General features: G+C 68.3%; 20 protein-coding genes and 1 other RNA gene. 17 read left to right on the top strand and 4 right to left on the bottom strand.

Annotated features, from left to right (window positions below):
• Positions 1-70 precede the first annotated feature (70 nt).
• Positions 71-2,122 (bottom strand): M13 family metallopeptidase, encoded by a 2,052-nt coding sequence (locus ACR9ZH_RS02310; RefSeq protein WP_481289148.1) that lies wholly within the window; start codon positions 2,120-2,122, stop codon positions 71-73.
• 221 nt (positions 2,123-2,343) lie between these two features.
• Here ACR9ZH_RS02310 and ACR9ZH_RS02305 point away from each other — a divergent pair, with 221 nt between their 5' ends.
• The 3 genes from ACR9ZH_RS02305 to ACR9ZH_RS02295 all read left to right on the top strand — a co-directional run bounded on the left by ACR9ZH_RS02305 (position 2,344) and on the right by ACR9ZH_RS02295 (position 6,706).
• Positions 2,344-3,120 carry an iron-containing redox enzyme family protein gene (locus ACR9ZH_RS02305; RefSeq protein WP_481289147.1) on the top strand — a complete coding sequence of 259 codons (777 nt, stop codon included), beginning with the start codon at positions 2,344-2,346 and terminating at the stop codon, positions 3,118-3,120.
• 59 nt (positions 3,121-3,179) lie between these two features.
• Positions 3,180-5,915, top strand: a complete 2,736-nt coding sequence (locus ACR9ZH_RS02300; RefSeq protein WP_481289146.1) for a putative bifunctional diguanylate cyclase/phosphodiesterase — start codon at positions 3,180-3,182, stop codon at positions 5,913-5,915.
• Positions 5,916-6,028: 113 nt separating this feature from the next.
• Positions 6,029-6,706 (top strand): HAD family hydrolase, encoded by a 678-nt coding sequence (locus ACR9ZH_RS02295; protein ID WP_481289145.1) that lies wholly within the window; start codon positions 6,029-6,031, stop codon positions 6,704-6,706.
• A gap of 88 nt (positions 6,707-6,794) precedes the next feature.
• Here ACR9ZH_RS02295 and ACR9ZH_RS02290 read toward each other — a convergent pair whose 3' ends face one another.
• The 3 genes from ACR9ZH_RS02290 to rsmI all read right to left on the bottom strand — a co-directional run bounded on the left by ACR9ZH_RS02290 (position 6,795) and on the right by rsmI (position 10,034).
• Positions 6,795-7,169, bottom strand: coding sequence for a YraN family protein (locus ACR9ZH_RS02290; protein WP_481289144.1), 375 nt, complete (start codon positions 7,167-7,169; stop codon positions 6,795-6,797).
• 29 nt (positions 7,170-7,198) lie between these two features.
• Positions 7,199-8,998, bottom strand: coding sequence for a penicillin-binding protein activator (locus tag ACR9ZH_RS02285; RefSeq protein WP_481289143.1), 1,800 nt, complete (start codon positions 8,996-8,998; stop codon positions 7,199-7,201).
• 190 nt (positions 8,999-9,188) lie between these two features.
• Positions 9,189-10,034, bottom strand: coding sequence for a 16S rRNA (cytidine(1402)-2'-O)-methyltransferase (gene rsmI / locus ACR9ZH_RS02280; protein WP_481289142.1), 846 nt, complete (start codon positions 10,032-10,034; stop codon positions 9,189-9,191).
• Between the two features lie 170 nt (positions 10,035-10,204).
• Here rsmI and rnpB point away from each other — a divergent pair.
• From rnpB to ftsA, 14 genes are all read left to right on the top strand, one after another.
• An RNA gene (gene rnpB, locus ACR9ZH_RS02275) (RNase P RNA component class A) lies at positions 10,205-10,570 on the top strand.
• Positions 10,571-10,876: 306 nt separating this feature from the next.
• Positions 10,877-11,323: a division/cell wall cluster transcriptional repressor MraZ gene (gene mraZ / locus ACR9ZH_RS02270; protein ID WP_481289141.1), complete on the top strand. Its 447-nt coding sequence runs from the start codon at positions 10,877-10,879 to the stop codon at positions 11,321-11,323.
• Between the two features lie 63 nt (positions 11,324-11,386).
• Positions 11,387-12,295, top strand: coding sequence for a 16S rRNA (cytosine(1402)-N(4))-methyltransferase RsmH (gene rsmH / locus ACR9ZH_RS02265; RefSeq protein ID WP_481289140.1), 909 nt, complete (start codon positions 11,387-11,389; stop codon positions 12,293-12,295).
• Positions 12,292-12,564, top strand: a complete 273-nt coding sequence (ftsL, locus tag ACR9ZH_RS02260) for a cell division protein FtsL (RefSeq protein ID WP_481289139.1) — start codon at positions 12,292-12,294, stop codon at positions 12,562-12,564. Before rsmH ends, ftsL begins: the two co-directional genes overlap by 4 nt.
• Positions 12,561-14,369: a peptidoglycan D,D-transpeptidase FtsI family protein gene (locus ACR9ZH_RS02255; protein WP_481289138.1), complete on the top strand. Its 1,809-nt coding sequence runs from the start codon at positions 12,561-12,563 to the stop codon at positions 14,367-14,369. Before ftsL ends, ACR9ZH_RS02255 begins: the two co-directional genes overlap by 4 nt.
• Entirely contained in the window at positions 14,366-15,859 is a 1,494-nt protein-coding gene (locus ACR9ZH_RS02250) for a UDP-N-acetylmuramoyl-L-alanyl-D-glutamate--2,6-diaminopimelate ligase (protein WP_481289137.1), read from the top strand. The genes ACR9ZH_RS02255 and ACR9ZH_RS02250 overlap by 4 nt, the downstream gene beginning before the upstream one ends.
• Entirely contained in the window at positions 15,856-17,220 is a 1,365-nt protein-coding gene (locus ACR9ZH_RS02245; RefSeq protein ID WP_481289136.1) for a UDP-N-acetylmuramoyl-tripeptide--D-alanyl-D-alanine ligase, read from the top strand. Before ACR9ZH_RS02250 ends, ACR9ZH_RS02245 begins: the two co-directional genes overlap by 4 nt.
• Positions 17,210-18,292: a phospho-N-acetylmuramoyl-pentapeptide-transferase gene (mraY, locus tag ACR9ZH_RS02240; protein WP_481289135.1), complete on the top strand. Its 1,083-nt coding sequence runs from the start codon at positions 17,210-17,212 to the stop codon at positions 18,290-18,292. Before ACR9ZH_RS02245 ends, mraY begins: the two co-directional genes overlap by 11 nt.
• 6 nt (positions 18,293-18,298) lie before the next feature.
• Positions 18,299-19,522, top strand: a complete 1,224-nt coding sequence (gene ftsW, locus ACR9ZH_RS02235; protein ID WP_481289134.1) for a putative lipid II flippase FtsW — start codon at positions 18,299-18,301, stop codon at positions 19,520-19,522.
• The gene (murG, locus tag ACR9ZH_RS02230) at positions 19,519-20,604 is read left to right on the top strand and encodes an undecaprenyldiphospho-muramoylpentapeptide beta-N-acetylglucosaminyltransferase (protein ID WP_481289133.1); all 1,086 of its coding nucleotides are present in this window, start codon (positions 19,519-19,521) and stop codon (positions 20,602-20,604) included. The genes ftsW and murG overlap by 4 nt, the downstream gene beginning before the upstream one ends.
• Positions 20,601-22,040, top strand: a complete 1,440-nt coding sequence (gene murC / locus ACR9ZH_RS02225) for a UDP-N-acetylmuramate--L-alanine ligase (protein WP_481289132.1) — start codon at positions 20,601-20,603, stop codon at positions 22,038-22,040. The genes murG and murC overlap by 4 nt, the downstream gene beginning before the upstream one ends.
• Entirely contained in the window at positions 22,040-23,014 is a 975-nt protein-coding gene (locus tag ACR9ZH_RS02220; RefSeq protein WP_481289131.1) for a D-alanine--D-alanine ligase, read from the top strand. Before murC ends, ACR9ZH_RS02220 begins: the two co-directional genes overlap by 1 nt.
• On the top strand, positions 23,011-23,751 hold the full coding sequence (locus tag ACR9ZH_RS02215; protein ID WP_481289130.1) for a cell division protein FtsQ/DivIB: 741 nt from the start codon (positions 23,011-23,013) through the stop codon (positions 23,749-23,751). The genes ACR9ZH_RS02220 and ACR9ZH_RS02215 overlap by 4 nt, the downstream gene beginning before the upstream one ends.
• Before the next feature lie 7 nt (positions 23,752-23,758).
• Positions 23,759-24,994 carry a cell division protein FtsA gene (gene ftsA, locus ACR9ZH_RS02210; protein WP_331545133.1) on the top strand — a complete coding sequence of 412 codons (1,236 nt, stop codon included), beginning with the start codon at positions 23,759-23,761 and terminating at the stop codon, positions 24,992-24,994.
• Positions 24,995-25,018 lie beyond the last annotated feature (24 nt).

Here is a 25,018-nt window from a genome sequence, read left to right as displayed (position 1 = left end):
CGCCAGCTCCATGTCACGGCCTCAAAAGATGTCGCGCGCAAAGGCGCGCTCCTACACCCCCGCCCTACCCTTACCAGATCCGCACGCGCTGCTTCGGGTCGAGATACAGCTTCTGCCCCGGCTTCGGCTGGAACGCGTCGTACCACGGGTCGAGGTTACGTACGGTCTGCGCGCGGAACTGGCCCGGTGCGTGGCCGTCGCCGATCACCTGCTGGCGCAGCGCGGCGTCGCGGGTCTTGGTGCGCCACGACTGCGCGAAGGCGAGGAAGAAGCGCTGGTCGCCCGTGAGGCCGTCGATCACCGGTGCCGGCTTCCCGCCCAGGCTTTCCTTGTAGGCCGCATAGGCGATGGCGAGGCCGGATACATCGGCGATGTTCTCGCCCAGGGTCTGCTGCCCATTGACGTGCAGGCCCGGCAACGCCTCGTACTGGTTGAACTGCTGGACCAGGCGCTGGCCGGCTTCCTTGAAGTGCTTCTCGTCCGCCGGGGTCCACCAGTTGGCGAGACGGCCCTGCGCGTCGAATTCGGCGCCGGTGTTGTCGAAGCTATGGCTGATCTCGTGGCCGATGACCGCGCCGATCGAACCGTAGTTCGCCGCCGGGTCAGCCTTCGGATCGAAGAACGGTGCCTCCAGGATCGCTGCCGGGAAGTTCAGCGCGTTCTGCAGGGGCAGGTTCACCGCGTTGACCGTCTGCGGGGTCATCCACCACTCGTCGCGGTCCACGGGCTTGCCCAGCTTGGCGACCTGATGCCGGTATTCGGCAAGTTCGGCGCGTTCGTGGTTGCCAAGGGGGTCGTCCGCGCGGATATCCAGCTTCGAGTAATCGCGCCAGGTATCCGGGTAGCCGACGCCGACCTTGATCGTGGCGATTTTCGCCTTGGCCTTCTGTTTCGTGGCGGGCGACATCCAGTCCAGGGTGTCCACGCGCTGGTCGAACGCCTTCAGGATGTTCTTCACCATGTCCTGCACTTCCGCGCGCGACGAGGCCGGGAAGTACTTCTTCACATAGATCTGGCCCACGGCGTCGCCCAGGTCGACGTTCACGCGGCTCAGGCCGCGCTTCCAGCGGTCGCGCTGCTTCGGCGTGCCGGTGAGCGTCTTGCCGTAGAAGCCGAAGTACAGGTCGTCGTACGCCTTGGGCAGCAGGCCGGAGGCGTTTTCATTGATGGTGTGGAAGCGCAGCCAGGCCTTCCAGGTATCCAGCGGTTCGCTGGCGACGAGGGCGGCAAACTTCGTCACGGTGGACGGCTGCCAGACGATGAAGGTGGGCTGGGCGTCGAGGCCGGCCGCCTTGAAGTACGCGTTCCAGTCGATACCCGGGGCCTTCGTGGCGAAGCTCGCCCGCGGCCAGGGGTTGTTGGCCTTGTGGATGTCCTCGCTTTCCACGATGGACAGCTGCGCCTGGGCCAGCTTGGTTTCCAGGGCCACGATGGCCTTCGCTTTGGCCGCCGCATCCGGCGTGCCGGCCTGGGCCAGGATGGCCTGGACGTAGGCGGCGTACTTCGTGCGCGCCTCGACCATGTCCTTGTCGTTCTTCAGGTAGTAGTCGCGGTTAGGCATGCCCAGGCCGCCCTGCAGCAGGTAAGGGACGTTTTTCGTCGGGTCTTCCAGCCCCTGCGCGACGAACAGGCCGAGCAGGTGCTCGGTATCGAGGTGGGTCGCATTGATCGGGTCCACGTCGGCGCGCAGCTGGGCGCCGAGGGCTGTCGATAGCTCGCCCTTGTCCTTGATGGCATCGATCCTGGCCAGGTCCGGCTCGATCGGCTTCAGCCCGGCCTTTTCGATGGCGGCCTCGTCCATGTACGCCTTGTAGTAATCGGCGATCAGGCGCTCGTTGCTGCCTGCCGCGGGATTGCCTTCGCCCGCGGCCTTGACCAGGTCCGCGTTGCGCTTCTCCGCCTTCTGGAACACCTCCAGGAACACGCCCGTGCTGGCGCGATCGGCGGGAATTTCCGCGGTCTTCTTCCAGGCGCCGTTGGCGTAGCCGTCGAAGTCGTCGCCGGGCTGGACCGAGTGGTCGATGCCCTTGAGATCGATGCCGGCGGGCTGGGCGGCGACCGCGCCGGTGGAAGCCAGACCGCAGGCGATCGAGACGGCGAGAAGCCGGTGAATGGTGGCCATGGAGGGACCCCTCGGTGATTGGTACGCCCACGATAGTCGCCGCCGTCGGACTTGTGTCCATGACCGATGGACTAGGCGCAAGGCCATCCCGGGCTTCCGCGAAGCCGCTTGGACGATGTGAGCTAATGGCCATCGGTCCCGCAACGGGGCCGTATCGGGGTGGGTCGCGGGTCGCCCGGGCCCGCCCGACCATCCTTGGCAGATCTTTAGGGAGATCTATGATGAACGCACGTTTCGAACTCACCGGTCCGCAGACCGATATCGCCAGCTATCCGATCTGGGCACAGGACATGGTCGCGTCCTGTGAGGATGCCCGTCGCGGTATCGTCAGTCATGAGATGTGGACGGCGATGTGTGCCGCCACGCTCGACCGGCAGACCACCCGCAACTTCATGGTCGGAGTGTGGCCCGTGATCGAGCGCTTCCCCGGCTACATGTCGCACAGCCTGCTGAAGACCCGCTACGGCCGCAGCCCGGGCGACGACCTCGCCCGGCGCTGGCTGGTCCGGAACATCCGGGTGGAGCAGAACCACGCCGAGTACTGGCTCAACTGGGCCGAAAGTGCCGGCGTATCCCGCGAGGAGGTGTTTGCCGCCGAGCCGCCGAAGGGCAGCCAGGCCCTGGCCGACTGGTGCGAGGAGGTGAGCCGCAACGACTCGCTGGCCGCGGGCATCGCCGCGACCAATTACGCGGTGGAGGGGGCGACCGGGGACTGGTCGCAGCTTGTCTACGAAAGCACGACCTATGCCGAAAGCCTGCCGGTTTCCGGCCGGAAAGCCGGTCTTCGCTGGCTCCAGCTTCACGCGGCCTATGACGATACCCATCCCTGGGAGGCCCTGGAAATCGTCTGCACGCTGCTCGGCGGGAACCCGCCGGTTGACCAGATCCAGCACATCAAGGAGTGCGTTCGCCGGAGTTACGTGAGCATGAGCATCACGCTCGACCGCTGCATGGATGCCGTGGGTTCCGTCCGCAAGTGGAACGAGGCGGCCGCGTGACTCGCAAGTTGGGCGCCAAGTAGCGCACTATCGGTCGGGTCCGGGAACCAGAGGATCCGATGCGCCTCGAGGCCAGCCACCAACAACTCCTGTCGCGGCGCCTTAGGCCCCTGGCCTATGCGCTCGTGGCGGTCGTTGGGCTGGTCCTTGCCCTGACATGGGTCGCACTTCAGACCCAGGTGACCCTCGCCGGTTTCCTCAACGGCGAGAGTCTCTGGTCCAAGGCGCAGAAGCAGGTGGTCATCGACCTGGACCGCTATGCCGCCCATGGCCGGCCCGGCGATCTTGCCGGCTTCCGGCGCAACTACGCCGTGCTCATGGCCGATCGCGAAGCCCGCGACGCCATCGCCAGCGGCGATTTCTCCCATGCCGCGGTCGAGGACGCCTTTGCGCGTGGCGGGGTCATCCGCGAAGCCATCCCGGGCATGGTCTTCATCTTCCAGTACTTTTCCGGCATGCCCTACGTGCGTGAGGCCGTGGCCGAATGGCGCTCGGTCGACACCAGTCTCATGGAACTGGCCGGCATCGCCGATCATCTCGAAACCGGGTATCGCTCGGGCACCCTGAAAGCCGGCGAGGCCGACGGCGAACGCGAGCGCATCGCCGCCCTCAACGATTACATCGAGCCCCGGGCCAAGGCGTTCTCGCTGGACATCGCCAACGGCGCGTCCTGGCTGGGCCGCGTGCTGTTCTTCACCGTGCTCGGCGTGGCCGCGCTGGCATCGCTCCTGTGGCTGCGCATGGCCCAGCGCATCCTCGCCGGCATACGCGGCACGGAGGAGCGCTACAGCCTGCTCTTCGACAGCGCGGCGGACGCCATCTTCATGGTCGACCGCGAAAGCGGCCGCATCCTCGACGCCAACGACCGCGCGGCCACCTGGCTGGGCTGCACGCGTGCCGAGCTGACCGGCGTGGAACTTGCCAGCCTGTTCGTGGAGGGATCGCCGGAATCCGGCGAGGGACAGCTGCGCAACCCCGACGGCGGCACCCGCCCGGTCGAGACCCAGAGCAGCCTCGTCGTCTGGGGCACCCGCCAGGTCTCGCAGGCCATCGTGCGCGACGTCTCCGACCGCGTGGCGATGGAGCAGGAACGCAAGATCGCGGCCGAGGCGCTGGCCAGCATCGCCGAGGGCGTCATCATCGCCGATGCCGACCGCCGGGTGACGACCGCCAACGCGGCGCACGCCAAGCTCACGGGCTTCCCCGCGCAGGCCCTGCGCCGCACCCGCTTCGATAGCACGCGCACGCTGCCCGATGGACGGCCGTTGCCGCAGACGCTGTGGGACGACATCGCCGCGGGCGACAACTGGCTGGGCGAGGTGGAGAGCCGCCGTGCCGACGGCACCACCTATCCGGAGCTGATGAGCATCAGCACCATCCGCGATCGCGACGGGCGCCCGCAGCATTACGTGGCCGTGGTATCCGACATCACGGCGCGCAAGGCGGATCGCCAGCGCCTGCAGCACCTGGCCACGCACGATCCGCTCACCGGGCTGGTCACGCGCTCCGAATTCGAACGGCGCTGCGCGGAAGCCATCACCCGCGCGGCACACGAACGCGGGGCGGTGGCCGTTCTCTTCGTCGACCTCGATGCGTTCAAGGTGGTCAACGACAGCTACAGCCACGCGATCGGCGACGCCCTGCTCATGCGCGTCGCCGAGCGCATCCGTGCCCAACTCGCGCCGCACGACGTGGCGGGCCGCATCGGCGGCGACGAGTTCACCGTGCTGCTCGCCGACCTGCGCTCGCGCGAGGAGGCGCTGCTCGTGGCCGAGGCGATGCTGGCCGCGCTGGCGCGCCCGTTCGATCTCGGCGACTACGAACTCTTCGTCAGCGCGAGCATCGGCATCGCAGGCTATCCGCTGGACGGCAACGACGCGGTGACCCTCATCGCCAACGCCGATGCCGCCATGTACGTGGCCAAGACCGAGGAGCGCAACGCGCTGCGCTTCTACACCCCGAAGATGCACGCGGACGCGCGGCGCCGCCTCAAGCTCGCCTCGGAACTGCGCCAGGCACTCGCGCGCAACGAATTCCACCTGGTCTACCAGCCCAGCGTGGAGATGAAGAGCGGCCGCATCGTCGCGGTCGAGGCGCTGATCCGCTGGCGCCATCCGGAGCGCGGGCAGATCGCACCGGATGAGTTCATCCCCATCGCCGAAGGCCTCGGCCTCATACGGCAGATCGACCAGTGGGTGCTCGAGAGCGCCTGCCGCCAGCTCATGGCCTGGGACAAGGCGCACCTGCCCGCGCTGCGCATGGCGGTGAACGTTTCCGCAGGTTCGTTCGGCCATCCAGACTTCCTCCATGGCATCAGCGAGGCGCTGCAAGCCAGCGGCGTGGTGCCGAAGCGTCTGCTCATCGAACTGACCGAGAGCGCGATCCTGCGCGTGGGCGAGGACACGCAGCGTGCGATGCAGGCCCTGCACAACCTCGGCGTGGCGGTGGCGATCGACGATTTCGGCACGGGGTATTCCTCGCTGGCCTACCTGAAGCTGCCGGCCGTGGCCTACCTGAAGATCGACCGTTCCTTCGTCACCGGCCTGCCGGCCAACGCGAACGACGTGGCGATCACGGAGGCGATGGTGGCGATTGCACGCAGCCTGGACCTGCACACGATCGCCGAAGGCATCGAGACCGAGGGGCAGCACGAATTCCTGCTCCGCGCGGGCTGCCAGGAAGGGCAGGGCTTCCTCTATTCCCGTCCGCTCCCTCCCGACGAGATCGAACGCCTGCTCGCGCCGAAGACCACGGGCGGCAAGCGCCTGTCACTGGTGCCCCCGAAGCGCGCCTGAAGGGAAAGCCGTGGGAAGCGCGCCGGCGCGCTTCCACAAGACAGACATGGCACCTGTAGATCAGGCTGGCCGCCCCCATCTGGCCTTCAATGCCTGCCATGCAAGGATCCATCGTGCCGACCCACGACTCCATCGTCTTCCTCTTCGACGTCGACAACACCCTGATCGACAACGACCGCTTCAGCGCGGACCTCGCCGCACGCCTGGAGCGCGAACTCGGCGCGGAAGGCCCGGCGCGCTATGCCGCCGCCGACAAGGAAATCCGCGCCGAGGTCGGTTACGCCGATTACCTCGGCGCCCTGCAGAGGTTGCGTGGGAAGGGCGGAGACCCGGCCTACATGCGGCTTTCGTTTTTCCTGCTCGACTATCCATTCGACGAACGCCGCTTCCCGGGCGTGCCGGAAACCATCGCGCACCTGCGCACGCTGGGGCGTCCGGTCATCCTGTCCGATGGCGACACGGTGTTCCAGCCGCGCAAGATCCGCCGGGCGGGTCTGTGGGACGTGTTCGAAAAAGACGTGCTCATCTACGTGCACAAGGAAGACATGCTCGACGACGTGCGCTCGCGGTATCCGGCGGACCATTACGTGATGGTCGACGACAAGCCGCGCATCCTCGTCGCGATGAAGAAGCTGCTGGGCGAGAAGGTGACGACCGTGTTCGTGAAGCAAGGCCACTACGCGGCTGCCGCGGGCAAGGAACTCGAGGAGACCCCGCCGGACATCACGGTGGCCACCGTGGCCGAACTGGCGAAGATGCGGCGCGAGGACTTCCTCGCCACAATCCTGTAGGAGCGCGCCTTGCGCGCGACAGCCTTTCGCGATCAGGCAGCGGGGCCAGTAGCTCCTCGCGAGAAACTGTCGCACGCAAGGCGCGCTCCTACAGGGTCTCGAACGCCGAGCGGACCCATTCCACGGCGTCGCCTTCGAACGCGAGCACGTCGAAGCGGCTCGGCCGTCGCGCGTCGCCGGGATGCCAGGCCATCCAGATGTGTGCGGCGCTGATCAGCTTGCGCCGCTTCGCCATCGTGACCGAGCCCAGGGCGCCGCCGAATGCGCCGCTGCGGCGGTAGCGCACCTCGACGAAGACGAGCGTCTCGCCATCGCGCATCACCAGGTCGATCTCGCCATGCCGGCAGAGGAAGTTGGCGCGCACGAGGCGCAGGCCGCGCGCTTCGAGGTATTCGCGGGCTGCGTCCTCGAAGCGGTTGCCGGTGGCGCGGAGTGGCGTGGTTTTCTTATCGTGCGGGGCCAAGCGAACCTTCCCTGTTCGCGCCCGCCGGATCAGCCGCCGCCGCTTTCGACGTCCGGAGCCGTGGCAGGCGCTTCGAGTTCGAGGCTACCCGCGACCGGGCGGGCCACGCCGTCGGCGAAGCGCGCCCAGATGAGTACGCGACGCACCCGGCCGAACTCGTCGGCAACCAGCTGGCCGGTGGCGCCGGGCAGATAGCTGCCCGGATGACCGCGCATCCAGTCGATGTACGGCACGAGGCCCCAGGCATCCATGCCGAAGGCGAACAGCCGCGCGGTCACGCCCTTGGTCGCCGGCAGCGCGTCGGCGAGCGAGGTGCGGCGAGGCAGGCCGGGCTGCGCATCGAACAGCCACGGCGCGTCGCAGAACTCCACGCCGTCGAGGTCGCGGTCCGCCGTGGGGTCGTCGCCGCCCGAGTACACGTGCGATGTCGCGAACACCGGCAGCGTGTTCTTCGCGAGGCGCAGCTGCGGAACCAGCAGGCGGGCCTGCTGGGGCTTCATGCTGATGAAGACGCCGCTGGTAGCCGGATCCTGGCCCACCGGCTCGGTGAGCTGCGAGGCGAAGTCGATGCTGCCCGAGTCGAGCGTGACCTGGTTCGCCAGCGTGCCGCCACGCGCCTGCCACTCGGCCTTGAACGCGTTGCCCGCGCGGCGGGCGAAGTCGTCGGTGGAAACGATCACCGTCGCCGTGCGCATGCCGCGGTCGGCCATGTGGTCGGCCACCTGCGCACCCTCGGTTTCCGGCAGCAGGCCGAACTCGTTGGCACCTGCGGGCGGCAGGTTCTTGTTGTCGTTCGGATAGTTCAGCGTGAGCATCGGCGCGGGCAGGGCGCCCTTGGCGAAGATGGCGGAGACGCCGTCGCGGTTGAGCGGGCCGACGACGAAACGCGCTCCTTCCGCGACCGCCTTGTCGTAGGCCGCAACCACGTGCTGCGCATCGTTGCCGGAGTCGTACACGGCGATTTCCGGGCGCGGCGCGCCGTTGTGCGCCGCTTCGAGGTAGTTGGCGAAGAAGCCGTCGCGGATCGCGGCGCCGGCGCCGGCAAGCGGGCCGGACAGCGGCAGCAGCAGGGCGACCTTGGTCGGCACCTTGTAGCCTTCGCGCACACCCTTGTCGCCGGTGACGGTACCGACGGCCTGGTCCAGCACGGCGGGCGAGCGGTTGACGCTGCCGAGCTGCGCCTGCGCCTCGACGACCCAGGGCTTCATCGGGTCGTTGGCTTCCAGGGTGCCGCCGCGGTCGGCGAGCTGTGGCGCGCCGAGGCCGGTGAGCAGCGTGAGGATTTCCCGGCGGTTCTGCTCGCGATCGATCCCGCGCAGCTGGTTGTCGAGTTCGATGCGCGTCCGTGCCGCGCTCCACGGATCGCCTGCGGCGGCCTGGGCTCTTGCCCTCAGTTCGGCCAGGCGCTGGTCGATCTGCGGCGATACGCGGGCGGAAGGCTTGCCGGTAAGCGACAGCGCGGTTTTCGCGTCGTTGTTCTTCAGCGCGATCTCGGCCCGGAGAGCGTCCAGACGCAGCGCATCCTCGCCTTCGAGGCGCGAGCGGCGGATGTCGGCGACGACCGGAGCGGCGCGATCCAGGGCGCCTTCCTGCCGGTAGGCCTCCGCCGCCAGCAGCTTGTAGTAATCGCTATGGCTGCCGTCCTGGCCGGCCAGGGCGAGGTAGGCCTGCGCGGCCTGGTCGAACTGGCCCTTGGTGTAGAGGGCCTGCGCCGCCTGCGTGGCCGCGCCCGACGGGGGCGTGCCGTGCTGCACGCCGCCCTGGGTCACGCAGCCGGCGAGGCAGGCGGAAAGCAGGAGGCCGAGGGTGGCCGCATGGATCGATCGCATCGGGAACGGTTCCTTGACTGCACAGGCGCCCTCGGGCGCCGAAACGTCCGGATCATAGCCCATCGATTCGCGAGGCCAATGTGAGCCACCCCCGAATGTAGGAGCGCGCCTGGCGCGCGACATCTTTTCGCGAGAAGCAACAGGCCCTGCTGCTCGAGGCCTCAAAAGCCGTCGCGCGCTTCGCGCGCTCCTACAACGAGCTGGAGGGGTCGGCGCCGTAGAGCGCCTTGCGCGGCGCCCCGGTGATCGCCGCGGCGAGCTTCGCCGCCTTCGCCGGCGGCAGTTCCTCCTTGAGGATCGCAAAAACGCGCAGGCCTTCAGCGAGGCGCTCGTCCTCTCCCGCTTCCCGTCCGGCCACCATCACGACGAATTCGCCCTTCTGCTGGTTCGGATCGGCGGCGACCTTGCGGATCAGGTCGCCGAGCGTACCGTCGAGCACGGTCTCGAACATCTTGGTCAGTTCGCGGGCTACGACGGCCTCGCGGTCCGCGCCGAAGGCCTCGCGCATGTCCTCGAGCGACTCGAGGATGCGATGCGAGGACTCGTAGAAGATCAATGTGCGCGCCTCCCCGGCCAGTTCGCCGAGGCGCGAACGGCGCGCACCGGCCTTCGCAGCGAGGAAGCCTTCGAAGACGAAGCGGTCGCTGGGCAGGCCCGCGACCGACAGCGCCGCGACGACCGCGCTTGGCCCCGGCACCGGACTGACCCTGAGCCCGGCGGCACGCGCGGCACGGACCAGACGGAAGCCGGGATCGCTGATCAGCGGCGTTCCCGCGTCGGAGACCAGCGCGACGTCCTCGCCGCCGCGAAGGCGCTCGACGAGCCCGTCGACGGCGGTGCGCTCGTTGTGGTCGTGCAGTGCGACCAGCGGCGTGTCGATGCCGAGGTGCTGGAGCAGCGGCCGCGTATGGCGGGTGTCCTCCGCGGCGATCACCTTCACCCGGCGCAGTGTCTCGATGGCGCGTGCGCCGATGTCGTCGCGGTGGCCGATGGGCGTGGCGACGACATGGAGGATGCCGGGGCGGGATAACGACATGGGGCGGCCGGAAAGGGTAAGCAGGCCATTCTAACCACTGTAGAGGCGCGCCTCGTTCGTTCATGGCCGCGTCGGGTACGGCATCTTTGACGCCGTGAGCATCAGGGCCTGTTGCTCCTCGCGAAAAGATGTCGCGCGCTCTGCGCGCTCCTACAGCTATACTCCGCCACGGAGTCGGCCGGACAGTCGCGTTGCGCCTCGTGCGCATCGAGGAAAGTCCGGGCTCCACAGGGCAGGGTGCCAGGTAACGCCTGGGCAGCGTGAGCTGACGGCCAGTGCAACAGAGAGCAGACCGCCGATGGCCCCGCAAGGGGATCAGGTAAGGGTGAAAGGGTGCGGTAAGAGCGCACCGCGTGCGGGGCTAACGTCGCACGGCACGGTAAACCCCACCCGGAGCAAGACCAAATAAGGGAACCATGACGCGGCCCGCGTCGTTCCCGGGTAGGTTGCTAGAGCCTGGCGGCGACGCCAGGCCGAGAAGAATGACTGTCACGTCGCAAGACGCACAGAACCCGGCTTACAGGCCGACTCCTTTTCTTCTTCGTGTGCTTTTGTGGGGAGCGCGCTGGCGCGCTCCCCACAATCGTTTGTTGCGGATGAACGCGGATTCATCCCTGGCTCGCCGATTTCACATCCAGCAGCGCCTGGAAACGCGAAGCCCATCGCAAAAAAACCCAGCGATTCAATCACCTTCCACCAGTTCCTCATAAATGGCTGGAAATAGCGACGAAGGTGACCTTTCTCCTTGATTCACAAGAAAAATTTCCTTGACAGTCTCAAGGGGCGAGACTATTGTGGGCCTCGGTGAGAAATCGTGGGATTTGGTGGGGCGGCCAGTAAACATGTTCCAAGGCGAGACAGCCATCACGGTCGACGACAAAGGTCGTCTGACGATTCCGACCTCGTATCGGGATGTGGTGGCTGGCGCCTGCAAGAACCGGCTGGTCGTCACCTACAACCCCTTCGAAACCGGGTGTCTCTGGATCTTTCCGTATGCGGAGTGGGAGCAGGTGCGCGACCAGGTCAACGCGCTTCCCAGCGTGAAGGCCGTCCACCGTGCGCTGCAGATGAAGCTGGTGGGTGCCGCGGCCATCGTCGAACCCGACGGGGCTGCCCGCATCCTCCTGCCTTCCAGCCAGCGCGCGGCCGCCGGGATAGAGAAGAAGGCCGTCCTGCTGGGCATGGGCAACAAGTTCGAGCTTTGGAGCGAACAGGCCCACCTCGCGAAGATCCGCCAGACGATCGGCGAGGACGAGATCAGCGACGACATGACGGACCTGCGGTTGTGACGACGAACTAATTCGAGGTTTTTGGTGGAACGGGAGCGGGATGTGGCGACGGCGGGGCGCGATGTGCACATCCCTGTGATGCTCGACGAAGTGTTGGAGGGCCTCGCCTTGCGCGAGAACGGGCGCTACCTGGATGGGACTTTCGGCCGCGGCGGGCATGCGCGGGCGATCCTTGCCCGTCTCTCGGAAGACGGCCGCCTGTTCCTCATGGACCGCGACCCGGCCGCCATCGCCGTGGCCGAGACCGGCCTCGCCACCGATCCGCGTGTTTCCTTGCGCCACGACAACTTCGCCACCATGGGCGAATGGCCCGCGCTGCAAGGCGGCCTTGACGGCATCCTGCTCGACCTCGGCGTGTCCTCGCCACAGCTGGACGACGCCAGCCGCGGTTTCAGCTTCATGGCGGATGCGCCTCTGGACATGCGCATGGACACCACGCGCGGCACCAGCGCCGCCGATTTCCTTGCCGAGGCCGGCGAGGCGGAGATCGCCGACGTGCTCTGGACCTTCGGCGAGGAGCGCTTCAGCCGCCGCATCGCCAAGGCCATCGTGGAACGCCGGGCCACGGCGCCGATCACCCGCACGGGCGAACTCGCCGAACTGGTCGCGCGCTGCGTGGGCCGCCGCGAGCCGGGCAAGAATCCCGCCACCCGGACCTTCCAGGCTTTGCGCATCCGCGTGAACGCCGAGCTGGAATCGGTGGACCGCGGTCTCGACGCCGCGCTCGACCTGCTCAAGGTCGGCGGCCGCCTCGCCGTCATCAGCTTCCATTCGCTGGAAGACCGCACGGTAAAGCAGTTCATCCGTGGCCACGAAGGCCGCGTCCAGGGCAGCCGCCGCGCGCCGCCGGCGGAAGCGAAGACCGCGCGCCTGAAGCCGGTCGGCAAGGCGATCTTCCCGTCCGCGGCCGAAGTGGCCAGGAATCCGCGCGCGCGGTCCGCCGTGCTGCGCGTCGCGGAGAAGCTCGCATGAAAGTGTTCGGCGCCATCTGCCTCTCGATCCTCCTGCTGGCGGTCATCGCCAGCGCGATCGGTGTGGTGTGGACGCGCCACGAGAGCCGCGTGCTGTTCGTCGAGCTGTCCCGCCTGCAGGCGCAGAAGGACGACCTCGGCGTGGAATACGGCCGCCTCGAACTGGAGCAGGCGACGTACGCCGAGCCTGCCCGCATCGACGCCGAAGCCCGCGGCAAGCTCGGCATGTTCACGCCGAAGCCGCAGGACATCCAGCTGGTGCGTCGATGAAGGCCCGCTACGGCAAGCCCGTCGTGCCCAGCCGCCGCCGCGGCCAGGGCCCCAGCCCGCGCAAGCGCATGACCGTCGTGGTCGCGCTGCTGTGCGTCGCGGCATCGGGCCTGGTCGTCCGCGCCTTCGACCTGCAGGTGGTGCGCAAGCAGTTCTACCAGGACCAGGGCGACGCGCGCTTCCTGCGCGAGATGCCCATCGCGGTTTCGCGCGGCACCATCTTCGATCGCAACGGCGAGCCGCTCGCGGTCTCCACGCCGGTCGCCTCGATCTGGGCGAACCCGCCCGAAGTGCTGGAGAACGAGGACCGTATTCCGGAACTCGCGAAGGCCCTCCACGTCGATGCCGAGGATCTGAAACAGAAGATCGTGCAGCGCGCCGACAAGGAATTCATGTACATCGCGCGCCAGATGCGGCCGGAAGACGCGCAGGCCATCGTCGACCTGAAGATCCCGGGCATCGCCGCGCAGCGCGAATACCGCCGCTATTACCCGTCGGGCGCGGTGAACAGCCACATCCTCGGCTTCACCAATATCGACGACCACGGCCAGGAGGGCCTCGAACTGGCCTTCGACGACTGGCTGGCCGGCAAGCCGGGGGCGAAGCGGGTCATCCGCGATCGCATGGGCCACGTGGTCGAGGACGTGGAACTCGTGCGCGAACCGCAGCCCGGTCGCGACCTCACGCTGTCGATCGACCGCCGCATCCAGTACCTCGCCTACAGCGCGTTGAAGGACACGCTGGAGAAGAACAAGGCCGACTCGGGCTCCATCGTGATGATGGACGTGCATACCGGCGAAGTGCTGGCGATGGCAAACCTGCCCTCGTTCAACCCGAACGCGGTGCGCGGCAGCACGCCCTCCGAGCGGCGCAACCGCGCGGTCACCGACGTGGTCGAGCCGGGCTCGACGATGAAGGCCTTCACCATGGCCGCGGCCCTCATGAGCGGCAAGTACACGCCCACCGCGCCGCTGATCGAAACCTCGCCCGGCACCTGGATGATGGGCGGCCACCCCGTGCGCGACACGCACAACTGGGGCACCCTCACGCCGACCGGTGTCATCACCAAGTCGTCGAACGTCGGCGCCGCCAAGATCGCGATGACGCTGGACACCGACTTCCTCTACGGCGTGTACAAATCCTTCGGCCTCGGTAACAGCACGGGCAGCGGTTTCCCGGGCGAGGCCGCCGGCTACCTGCCGGTGGGACGTACCTGGAAACCGATCGAAAAATCGCGCCTCGCCTACGGCTACAACCTCAACCTGACGCCGCTGCAGCTGGCGACGGGCTATGCGGCGCTCGGCAACGGCGGCGCCCTGCGGGCGCCGAGCTTCATCAAGGGCGCGGACAATCCGCCGGCCCAGGTCGTGACGCCCGAAGTGGCGCACGAGCTCGTGCGCATGCTCGAGACTGTGGTGGCCCCGGGCGGCACCGGTTACGGCTTCGCCTCCGTCGCCAACTACAGCGTCGCCGGCAAGACCGGTACGTCGCACAAGAACTCGGTGGGCGGCTATTACTCGAACAACTACATCTCGCTCTTCGTCGGCATGATTCCGGCGAGCGCGCCGCGCCTCGTCACGGTGGTGGTCATCAACGATCCGAAGGGCGGCCGCTACTACGGCGGTTCGGTGGCCGGTCCCGCCTTCGCCCAGGTGATGACCGGCGCCGTGCGCCTGCTCGACATTCCGCCGGACAACGTGGGCCGCTGGTACGCGGGCGGGCCCAGCCAGGGCGGGCTGATCGGCACGAGCAATGCGCCACCGCCGCAAGCGGACGATAGCGCGGCGGAAGAGGTGGTCCCATGACCATGCGCCTCGCCGACCTGCTCGACGGATTCGCCGACGCCCCGGGTGCCGGCGACATCGTCGTTTCGGGGCTCAACCTCGATTCGCGCGAGATTTCGCCGGGCGATGCCTTCGTCGCGCTGCGCGGCACGAAGGGCCACGGCATCGACTTCGCCGCCAAGGCAGCGGAGCAGGGTGCGGTCGTCGTCCTTGCCGAGCCGCCCTTCGAGGCGGTCGACGCGGACGTGCCCGTGATCGCGGTGGACGGCCTGCGCGAGAAGGCCGGTCCGATCGCCGCGCGCTACTTCGGCGATCCGTCCGCCGCGCTCGACGTGATCGGCGTGACCGGCACCAACGGCAAGACCTCCACGGTGCAGCTGATCGCACAGGCGTTAGCCTTCCTCGGCCGCAAGCCGGCCACGGTGGGTACGCTGGGCGCTGGCCTGCACGGCGCCATCGCCGAAGGCGAGCGGACCACGCCGGACGCCATCAGCATGCAGGCGCTGCTCGGCGAATTCCGCGACGCCGGCGCCACGCACGTGGCGATGGAAGTCTCCTCGCACGCGCTGGAGCAGGGCCGGGTGAACGCGATCGCCTTCGACGTGGCGGTGTTCACCAACCTCACCCGCGACCACCTCGACTACCACGGCACGATGGAAGCGTACGGAGCGGCCAAGGCGAAGCTGTTCGCCTTCGAGAGCCTGCGCGCCGCCGTGATCAACATCGACGACCCGTTCGGCGCCAGGCTGGCGAAGGGCCTGCGCGAGGGCGTGGCGAAGCTGCGCACGTCCATGGCGAGTGACAGCACCGAAAAGGACGCCGAGGTGCGGGCCGACATCATCGTGACCTCCGCCAAGGGACTGTCGTTCAATCTCGACACGCCCTGGGGCACGCGCACGGTGCGCAGCGCGCTGCTCGGCCGCTTCAACGTCGCCAACCTGCTTGCCGTTGCGGCGGTGCTCGGCGCGCTGGGTGAGCCCTTCGACCGCATCCATGCGGCACTGGAATCGTTGCAGCCGGTGAACGGCCGCATGAGCCGCCTCGGCGGCGACGGGCGCAAGCCGCTGGTGGTGGTCGACTACTCGCATACGCCGGATTCGCTGAAGCAGGCGCTGCTGGCGCTGCGTTCGCACACCAAGGGCCGCCTCATCTGTGTCTTCGGCGCCGGTGGCGACCGCGACCAGGGCAAGCGCCCGATCATGGCCGGCATCGCCGAACGCCTCGCCGACGTCGTCATCGTCACCGACGATAACCCGCGCACCGAGGACGGCGACGCGATCGTCGCCCAGATCATGGCGGGCTTCAGCCATCCCGGTAGCGTGATCGTCGAACGCGACCGGGCTCAGGCCATCGCCCTGGCACTTGCCGATGCGAAGGCCGACGACGTGCTGCTCATCGCCGGCAAGGGACACGAAACCTATCAGGAAGGTCCGGAGGGCAAGCGTCCCTTCGACGACCTCGCCGTCGCCCGCGAGGCGATGGAATCCGGCAAGAAAGGAGTTCGCGCATGATGCGCCTGTCCGCCGTCGCCCTCTGGACCCGCGGCCGCCTGCACGGCGCCGATACCGAGGTGACAGGCTTTTCCATCGACACCCGCACGCTGAAGGCCGGCGATCTGTTCGTCGCGCTGCCGGGCGAGCGCGTCGACGCGCACGACTTCGTGGCGGCCGCCGCCGAACGCGGTGCCGTCGGTGCCCTGGTCACCCGGCCCGTGGATGCGCCCATCGCGCAGGTGATCGTCGACGACACCTCGCTCGCGCTCGGCGATCTCGCCAGCGCCGTGCGCGCCCAGCGCGACGTGCGCGTGATCGGCATCACCGGTTCCAACGGCAAGACCACAGTGAAGACGCTCACCGCCTCGATCCTGTCGCGTCATGGCCGCACCCACGTGAACGCGGGCAATTACAACAACGAGATCGGCATGCCGCTGACCCTGCTGGCGATGCCGCAGGACACGCGCTACGCCGTGCTCGAAATGGGCGCCGGCAAGCCGGGTGACATCGACTACCTGGCCGCCATCGCACGGCCCGATATCGGCCTCGTGAACTCCATCGCGGCGGCGCACCTTGAGCGCATGGGCACGATCGAAGGCGTCGCCGAAACCAAGGGCGCGCTCTACCGGTCACTGCCGCCCGACGGGGTGGCCATCGTCAACGCCGACGACGAGCGCTTCGCGGGCTTCTTCGCCAACCTGGCCGGCACGCGGCGGATCCTGCGTTATGCGCTGGAGCATCGCGCGGATATCGGTGCCGACATCGTCGAGGAGCGCATCGAGGGCACGCACTTCGTCCTGTCCACGCCGCACGGCGACGGCGACGTGCACCTTCCGCTGCCGGGCCGGCACAACGTGTCGAACGCGCTGGCCGCCGCGGCGATCGCCGTGGCGCTGGGGGTGCCCGTCGATCTCATCGTCGAGGGGCTGGAGCAGGTGCCGCACGTGCCCGGCCGGCTCGACCTCGAGCCGATGCCCGGCGGCTGGACCCTGATCGACGACAGCTACAACGCGAACCCGGGCTCGGCCGCCGCGGCGATCGACACCCTCGCGCTGGCGCGCGGCGAGCGCTGGCTGGTGCTCGGCGACATGGCCGAACTCGGCGCCGACACGCTCAAGCTGCACGCCGGCATCGGCCGCCTCGCCCACGAGCGCGGCATCGAGCGCCTGCTCGCCACCGGCGTGAAGAGCGCGGCGGCGGTCGAGGCCTTCGGTCCGGGCGCGCAGCATTTCGCATCGCAGGAAGACCTCATCGAGGCCGCCTGCGCGCAGATCCACGAGGGCGTCACCTGCCTCGTGAAGGGGTCGCGTTCCTCCGCCATGGAACGGGTCGTGGCCGCAATGAAGAAATACGCTGAAGGAGCATCCGATGCTGCTTGAACTGGCGGAATGGATGGCTCGGCACTTCACGTCGCTGCATCTGTTCCAGTACATCACCTTCCGCGCGATCATGGCGGCGCTCACCGCGCTGGCCGTGTCGCTCCTGCTCGGCCCCAGGCTGATCCGTCAGCTGGCCGCGCTGAAGGCGGGCCAGGTGGTGCGCAGCGACGGTCCGCAGACCCATCTTGCGAAAGCCGGCACGCCGACCATGGGCGGCCTGCTCATCCTGTTCGCCGTCGCCATCGCCACGCTGCTCTGGGCCGACCTCGGCAGCCGCTACGTATGGGTGGTGCTGCTGGTCACGATGCTGTTCGGCGTCATCGGCTTCTACGACGACTACCGCAAGCTGGTGCTCAAGGACAGCCGCGGCCTTGCCAGCCGCTGGAAGTATTTCTGGCAGTCCGTGTTCGGCTTGGGCGCCGCGGTGTTCCTCTACCAGACCCACCAGCTTCCGGCCGAGATCGCGCTCTACGTGCCCTTGTTCAAGCAGGTGGCGATCCCGCTCGGCCTGTTCTTCGTGGTGATCGGCTATTTCATCATCGTGGGCTTTTCCAACGCGGTGAACCTCACCGACGGACTGGATGGCCTCGCGATCATGCCGAGCGTGCTGGTCTCCGGTGCGCTGGGCATCTTCGCCTACCTCGCCGGCAACAAGGTCTTTTCCGAATACCTGGGTATCCCGTCGATCCCGGGAGCGGGCGAGCTGGCGATCTTCTGCAGCGCACTCGCCGGAGCGGGTCTCGGCTTCCTCTGGTTCAACACCTATCCGGCACAGGTGTTCATGGGCGACGTGGGCGCACTGGCCATCGGCGCCGCGCTCGGCTGCGTGGCGCTGATCGTGCGCCAGGAGATCGTGCTGCTGGTGATGGGCGGCGTGTTCGTGATGGAAACCGCCTCGGTGATGCTCCAGGTCGGCAGCTTCAAGCTGCGCGGCAAGCGCATCTTCCGCATGGCGCCCATCCACCATCACTTCGAATTGAAGGGCTGGCCCGAACCCCGGGTCATCGTGCGCTTCTGGATCATCAGCGTGGTGCTGGTGCTCATTGGTCTGGCTACCTTGAAGGTGCGTTGAGGAAGCATGTTCGGCATCGGCAACAAGCAAGCGAAACGCCGCCAGGGCCCGCGGGGGAGCTTCGACCTCCCGTTGCTCGTGGCCGCGCTCGCGCTGGCGGCGCTGGGCGTGGTGATGGTCACCTCCAGCTCGATCGCCGTGGCCGACGGTTCGCACCAGGGCGCGTTCTATTACCTGAAGCGGCACCTGGTCTTCCTCGTGCTGGGCGCCTGCCTGGCCGGCGCCGCCATGCGCACGGAACTGAAGACGCTGGAGAAGCACAGTTTCCTGCTTCTCCTGATCGGCATCATCATGCTGCTGATGGTGTTCCTCCCGGTGTTCGGCATGCGCATCAACGGCGCCCGGCGCTGGGTGAACCTGCTGGTCACCAGCTTCCAGCCGGTGGAAGCGGTGAAGGTGATCCTCGTGGCCTACCTCTCCAGCTACCTCGTGCGCCATCGCGAGGGCGTGGAGTACGAACTGTTCGGCGTGGTGAAGCCCGTCGGCGTCGCCGGCTTCATCGTGCTGCTCCTGCTCGCGCAGCCCGACTTCGGCTCGGCGGCGCTGGTCGTCGCGACCACGGTCGGCATGGTCTGGCTGGCCGGCGCGCGCATGCGCAACCTGCTCCTGCTCGGTACGCCGCTGGTACCCGCGCTGATCTACGCGGCCACCGCCGAGGACTACCGCATCAAGCGCCTCACCTCCTTCCTCGATCCGTGGAAGGACCCGTTCAACGACGGCTTCCAGCTTACCCAGGCCCTGATTGCGGTGGGCCGTGGCGAATGGACCGGCGTCGGCCTCGGTTCGAGCGTGCAGAAGCTGTTCTACCTGCCGGAAGCGCACACCGACTTCATCCTGGCGGTGCTGGCCGAGGAGCTCGGCCTCGCCGGCATCATGCTGGTGATCTTCCTCTACATCATGCTAGTGGGCCGGGGCCTGTACATCGGCCTGAAAGGCGTGGAACTCGGCCATCGCTTCTCCGGCTACGTGGCCTACGGCATCTCGCTGATGATCGGCTTCCAGGCCATGGTCTCGATCGGCGTGAACCTGGGCGTGCTGCCGACCAAGGGCCTCACCCTGCCGCTGATCAGCTCGGGCGGCTCCTCGGTGCTGATGACCTGCGCGATGGTAGGCGTGCTGTTGCGCGCGACGTTCGAGATCAACCGTGCCGAAGACGCGCGGCAGACCGCCGTGCGCCTGCCGGCGAATGCCGTCCCGGATTCCGCCGCGGCGGCCGGAGGCATCGCATGAGCGCGCCGGTGCTGATCATGGCGGGCGGCACGGGCGGTCACATCTTCCCGGGCCTCGCGGTGGCGGACGAACTGCGCTCGCGCGGCGTGCCGGTGGCATGGCTCGGCGCCGAGGGCGGCATGGAAACGCGCGTCGTGCCGGCGCATGGCCTGGAGCTGCACACGGTGGCGGTCGGCGGCCTTCGCGGCAAGGGCATGAAGACGCGCCTGCTGTCGCCGTTGATGCTCGCCAGCGCGCTGTTCGCCTCGCTGAAACTGCTGCGCCGCCTGCGCCCGCGCTGCGTGCTCTCGATGGGCGGCTACGTTGCCGGTCCCGCCGGCGTGGCCGCGCGCCTCGCCGGCATTCCGCTGGTGGTGCACGAGCAGAACGCCGTCGCCGGCTTCACCAACCGCAAGCTGGCCTCTTTCGCGAAAAAGGTGCTCACCGGCTTCCCCAACGTATTGCCGAACGGCGAGTGGGTGGGCAATCCGGTGCGTGCGCGCATCGCCGCGCTGGCGCCGCCGGCGGAACGCTTCGCCGCGCGCGACGGCCGTCCGCGCCTGCTCGTGCTCGGCGGCAGCCTGGGCGCGCGCACGCTCAACCTCGCCGTGCCGCGCGCGCTGTCGCGCATGGCCGCGGCGGGCGCGACGATGCCCGAAGTCGTGCACCAGACCGGCGAGCGCGGTCTGCAGGAAGCCCTCGACGCGTACACCGAAGCCGCCGTGGCGGCGAGCGTCGTGCCCTTCATCGAAGACATGGCCGGTGCCTACGAATGGGCCGACGTCGTGGTCTGCCGCGCCGGTGCGCTCACCGTGGCGGAACTCTGCGCCGCCGGCCTCGAGGCCTTGCTGGTGCCGTTCCCGCACGCGGTGGACGACCACCAGACGGCCAATGCCCGCGCCATGGTGGACGCGGGCGGTGCGCGCATCGTCGCCGACGCCGTGCTCGCAAAGAACGATTCGCCGGATCTGCTCGCGAAGATGCTCGACGACCTGTTGGGCGACCGCGCACGGATCCTGTCCGCGGCCAACGCGTCCCGCACGCTGGCCAAACCCGACGCCGCAGCAACGATTGCCCGTCATTGCATGGAGGTTTCCGCATGACGCCCGGTCGTTTGCGTGCCCACGAAGATTTCATGACCTCGTTCCGCCGCGTCCACTTCATCGGCGTGGGCGGCGTCGGCATGAGCGGCATCGCCGAAGTGCTCTGCAACCTCGGTTACAGCGTGTCCGGTTCCGACCGCGCGTCGTCGTCGACCACCGAGCGCCTCGCGAAGCTGGGCGTGGACGTCCATATCGGCCACGAGGCGTCCAACGTGGACGGCGCCGACGTGATCGTGACCTCGAGTGCCATCCGCCCGGAGAACCCGGAACTGGTGGCCGCGCGCGCCGCCCGCATCCCCGTGGTGCCGCGCGCGGAGATGCTTGGCGAGCTGATGCGCTTCCGCCGCGGCATCGCCATCGCCGGCACGCACGGCAAGACCACCACCACCAGCCTGGTCGCCAGCGTGCTCGCGGAAGCCGACTACGATCCCACCTTCGTCATCGGTGGCCAGCTCAATGCGGCGGGCGCGAATGCACGTCTCGGCACGGGCCAGTACCTGGTGGCCGAAGCCGACGAATCCGACGGCTCGTTCCTGATGCTGTCGCCGGTGATCGCGGTGGTGACGAACATCGATGCCGACCACCTCGAGAACTACCACGGCGACTTCGCCCTGGTGAAGAAGGCCTTCGGCGACTTCCTGCATCGCCTGCCGTTCTACGGCATGGCCGTGCTGTGCATCGACGACGAGGAAACCGCGAAGCTGGCGCAGGACACCTCGCGCCGCATGCTCACCTACGGCATCGATCATCCGTCCGCCGACGTCACCGCGACGAACGTACGCCAGGTGGGCTTCCAGATGCACTTCGACCTGCGCCTGCCCGGCATGGCCGGGGCGCTGCCGGTGACCTTGAACCTGCCGGGCCGGCACAACGTGCAGAACGCGCTCGCCGCCGCGGCCGTGGGCTGGCAGCTCGGCGTCGACGCCGAGGCCATCGCGCATGCGCTGGCCCGCTTCGAGGGCGTCGGCCGCCGCTTCCATCGCCGTGGCGAGATCGCCCTCGATACGGGCAGCGCCTTGCTGGTGGACGACTACGGCCACCATCCGCGCGAGCTTGCCGCCGTGTTCGCCGCGGCGCGTGGCGGCTGGCCGGAGCGCCGGCTCGTGGTGGCTTTCCAGCCGCATCGCTACAGCCGCACGCGCGACCTCCTCGACGACTTCGCCAACGTGCTCGCCGAAGTGGACGTGCTGGTGCTGACCGAGGTCTACCCGGCCGGCGAAGCACCCATCCCCGGCGCCGACGGCAAGGCCCTGGCGCGCGCCATCCGCGCGCGCGGCAAGACCGACCCGGTGCTCGTCGACCACCCGCGCGACCTGCGCGACACGCTGCCCGCGCTGGCGCGCGACGGCGACCTGATCCTGCTGCTCGGTGCCGGCGACATCGGCGCGGCGGCCATCGAGCTGGCCCGTGCCGGCAACCTGAGGACCCAGAAGTAATGAGCAGTACACGTTTCCCCCGCACCGTGACCGACGCCGCCGACTTCGGCCGCGTCGCCGTGGTCATGGGGGGTCAGTCGGCCGAACGCGAGGTGTCGTTGAATTCTGGCCGCGGCGTGCTCGAGGCGCTGCGCGCCAGTGGCGTCGACGCGCATCCCATCGACGGCATTCCGGCACTGCTCGATGCGGTGCGCGCGGGACACTTCGCGCGCGTGTTCAACATCCTGCATGGCGCGGGCGGCGAAAACGGCGAGCTGCAAGGCGCCCTGCAGTCGCTCGGCGTGCCCTACACCGGTTCGGGCGTGCTCGGCTCCGCGCTCTCGCTGGACAAGGTGCGTGCAAAGCAGGTGTGGATCGCCCTCGGCCTGCCCACGCCGAAGTTCAAGGCGCTGCCGCGCGGTGCCGACGTGCATGCGGCGGCGCGCGAGATCGGCTACCCGCTGATCGTGAAACCCGCATGGGAAGGCTCGAGCGTGGGCATCACCCGCGTGTTCGACGAGGCCGGCCTCGACGCCGCCATCGAGCTCGCCCGCCGCTATCCCGGCGACCTGCTGATGGAAACCCTGATCGAAGGCGACGCGGCGGAAGGCGGCGAGTTCACCGTCGGCATCCTCGGCCGCGAGGTGCTGCCCACGATCAAGATCGTGCCGAACGCCGCCTATTACGACTACAACGCGAAGTACGTCGCGGAAGACACGCAGTACATCATTCCCGGGCTCTCCGGCACGGCGGAAGACGAGATGCGCGCGCTCGCCCTGCAGGCCTTCGACACGCTCGACTGCTTCGGCTGGGGCCGCGTCGACGTGATGCGCGACCGCCACGGCAAGAACTGGCTGCTGGAAGTGAACACCGCGCCGGGCATGACCTCGCATTCGCTCGTGCCGAAGGCCGCCGCCGCCGCCGGCCTGGATTACCAGGCGCTGTGCTGGCGGATCCTCGAAACCTCGATGCAGCGGGAGGGCGCGAAGGCATGAAGGGAGCCGCCGCCACGCGGATCGTCGCCTGGGGTATCGCCATCACCTTGGTGGTATTGCCCGTGGTCGGCGTGATGCAAGGCTGGTTCGCCGCGGGCCGCTGGCCCGTGACGCAGCTCAAGGTCGAGGCGGAGTTCGCGCACGTCAGTGCCGAGCAGATCCGCAGCGCCGTGCTGCCGCGCCTCGGCAAGGGCTTCTTCGCCACCGACCTGGAAGACGTGCGCCGGGCGATCGGCGCGCTGCCCTGGGTGGAGTCGGTGGAAGTGCGCAAGCGCTGGCCGGACACGCTCCTGCTGCGCGTCTACGAGCGCCAGCCCTTCGCGCGCTGGAACGAGAACAAGCTCATCAGCCGCCAGGGCCTCGTGTTCGATGCGCCGGGCGCCGACCAGATGGGCGACCTGCCGCGGCTGAACGGGCCGGATTCGCGCCTGGCCGAGGTGGTGAGCTTCTACGCGCAGGCACGCAAGGCCTTCGAGGGCAGGGCACAGCTGTCGATCGTCGGCGTCTCCCTGAGCGAACGCGGCAGCTGGAGCGTCACCACGGACAGCGGCGCCGAGATCGTCATCGGCGATCGCGACCAGGCCGACCGCCGCCTCGCCCGCTTCCTCGACGTCTACCCGCAACTCGTCGCCGGTCGGCATGGCGGTTTCGCCTATGCCGACCTCCGTTACACCAACGGATTCGCCATCCGGTGGCCGGAAACCGAAACCACGGCCACACCCAAGGTCGGAAGCTGAGTCAACCATGAGAAACAAGAACGACAAACAGCTCGTCGTCGGCCTCGATATCGGCACCTCGAAGGTCGTCGCGATCGTCGGCGAATACGAGCCCGGCGAACCGATCGAAGTCATCGGCATCGGTACCCACGTGTCGCGCGGCATGAAGCGCGGCTCGGTGGTCGACATCGAATCGACGGTGCACTCCATCCAGCGCGCGGTGGAAGAGGCCGAGCTGATGGCGGGCTGCGACATCCGTTCGGTATATGCCTCGATTTCCGGCAGCCACCTGGAAACGCGCAACTCGCACGGCACCGCGGCGATCCGCGACCGCGAGGTGATGGCCGCCGACCTGGAGCAGGTGCTGGAGGCAGCCAGCGCGGTCGCCATTCCGGCCGACCGCAAGGTGCTCTACAAGGAGTCGCAGGAATACCGCATCGACGGCCAGGACGGCATCCGCCATCCGGTGGGCATGAGCGGCGTGCGCCTCGAGGCCAGCGTGCACCTCGTGACCGGTGCGGCGAGCGCGGTACAGAACATCTCCAAGTGCATCCAGCGTTGCGGACTCTCGGTCGACGAGCTGGTGCCCGCCGCGGTGGCGAGCGCGAAGGCCGTGCTGACCGAGGACGAACTCGAGCTCGGCGTGTGCCTGGTCGACATCGGCGCCGGCACGACCGACATCGCCATCTACACCCAGGGCGCGATCCGCTACACGAAATCGCTGCCGGTCGGCGGCGACCAGGTCACCAACGACATCGCCTACGGCGTGCACACGCCGACGGCGCATGCCGAGGAGATCAAGATCAAGTACGCCTGCGCGCTGGCGCAGCTCGCGCATGCCGAGGAGACCATTCAGGTCCCCAGCGTGGGCGACCGCCCGCCGCGCCGCCTGGCCCGCCAGGCGCTCGCGCAGTCGGTGCAGGCGCGCTACGAGGAGATTTTCGAGATGGTGCAGGACGAACTGCGCCGCTCGGGTTACGAGAGCCTCGTCGCCGCCGGCATCGTGCTGACCGGCGGCGCGTCGCGCATGGAAGGCGCGCTGGAGCTGGCCGAGGAGATCTTCCACAAGATGGTCCGCATCGGCGTGCCGCAGCACGTGTCCGGCCTGGGCGACGTGGTCTCCAGCGAACTGCACTCGACCGGCGTGGGCCTGCTGCTGCACGGCTCGAGGTCGAGCGGCGGTGTTCGTCACACCGGCTCCGCCGTCGGCAACGTCGGCAGTGTCGTGGAGAAGTTCCGAAGCTGGTTCACCAAGAATTTCTGATTTACCGGATTGCCGGTGCCCGAT

The organism is Luteibacter sp. SVR4-7G (assembly GCF_056755555.1).
This window is presented reverse-complemented; position numbering and strand designations above follow the sequence as displayed.

Bases quoted from the DNA above. Each gene is read 5' to 3' on its own strand.
- mraY (WP_481289135.1), top strand. From the start codon at position 17,210: ATGCTGCTTGAACTGGCGGAATGGATGGCTCGGCACTTCACGTCGCTG.
- ftsW (WP_481289134.1), top strand. From the start codon at position 18,299: ATGTTCGGCATCGGCAACAAGCAAGCGAAACGCCGCCAGGGCCCGCGG.
- ACR9ZH_RS02305 (WP_481289147.1), top strand. From the start codon at position 2,344: ATGAACGCACGTTTCGAACTCACCGGTCCGCAGACCGATATCGCCAGC.
- ACR9ZH_RS02245 (WP_481289136.1), top strand. From the start codon at position 15,856: ATGATGCGCCTGTCCGCCGTCGCCCTCTGGACCCGCGGCCGCCTGCAC.
- murG (WP_481289133.1), top strand. From the start codon at position 19,519: ATGAGCGCGCCGGTGCTGATCATGGCGGGCGGCACGGGCGGTCACATC.
- ACR9ZH_RS02310 (WP_481289148.1), bottom strand. From the start codon at position 2,122: ATGGCCACCATTCACCGGCTTCTCGCCGTCTCGATCGCCTGCGGTCTG.
- ACR9ZH_RS02255 (WP_481289138.1), top strand. From the start codon at position 12,561: ATGAAGGCCCGCTACGGCAAGCCCGTCGTGCCCAGCCGCCGCCGCGGC.
- ACR9ZH_RS02285 (WP_481289143.1), bottom strand. From the start codon at position 8,998: ATGCGATCGATCCATGCGGCCACCCTCGGCCTCCTGCTTTCCGCCTGC.
- ACR9ZH_RS02250 (WP_481289137.1), top strand. From the start codon at position 14,366: ATGACCATGCGCCTCGCCGACCTGCTCGACGGATTCGCCGACGCCCCG.
- ftsL (WP_481289139.1), top strand. From the start codon at position 12,292: ATGAAAGTGTTCGGCGCCATCTGCCTCTCGATCCTCCTGCTGGCGGTC.
- mraZ (WP_481289141.1), top strand. From the start codon at position 10,877: ATGTTCCAAGGCGAGACAGCCATCACGGTCGACGACAAAGGTCGTCTG.
- rsmI (WP_481289142.1), bottom strand. From the start codon at position 10,034: ATGTCGTTATCCCGCCCCGGCATCCTCCATGTCGTCGCCACGCCCATC.
- ACR9ZH_RS02220 (WP_481289131.1), top strand. From the start codon at position 22,040: ATGAGCAGTACACGTTTCCCCCGCACCGTGACCGACGCCGCCGACTTC.
- ACR9ZH_RS02215 (WP_481289130.1), top strand. From the start codon at position 23,011: ATGAAGGGAGCCGCCGCCACGCGGATCGTCGCCTGGGGTATCGCCATC.
- ACR9ZH_RS02300 (WP_481289146.1), top strand. From the start codon at position 3,180: ATGCGCCTCGAGGCCAGCCACCAACAACTCCTGTCGCGGCGCCTTAGG.
- murC (WP_481289132.1), top strand. From the start codon at position 20,601: ATGACGCCCGGTCGTTTGCGTGCCCACGAAGATTTCATGACCTCGTTC.
- ftsA (WP_331545133.1), top strand. From the start codon at position 23,759: ATGAGAAACAAGAACGACAAACAGCTCGTCGTCGGCCTCGATATCGGC.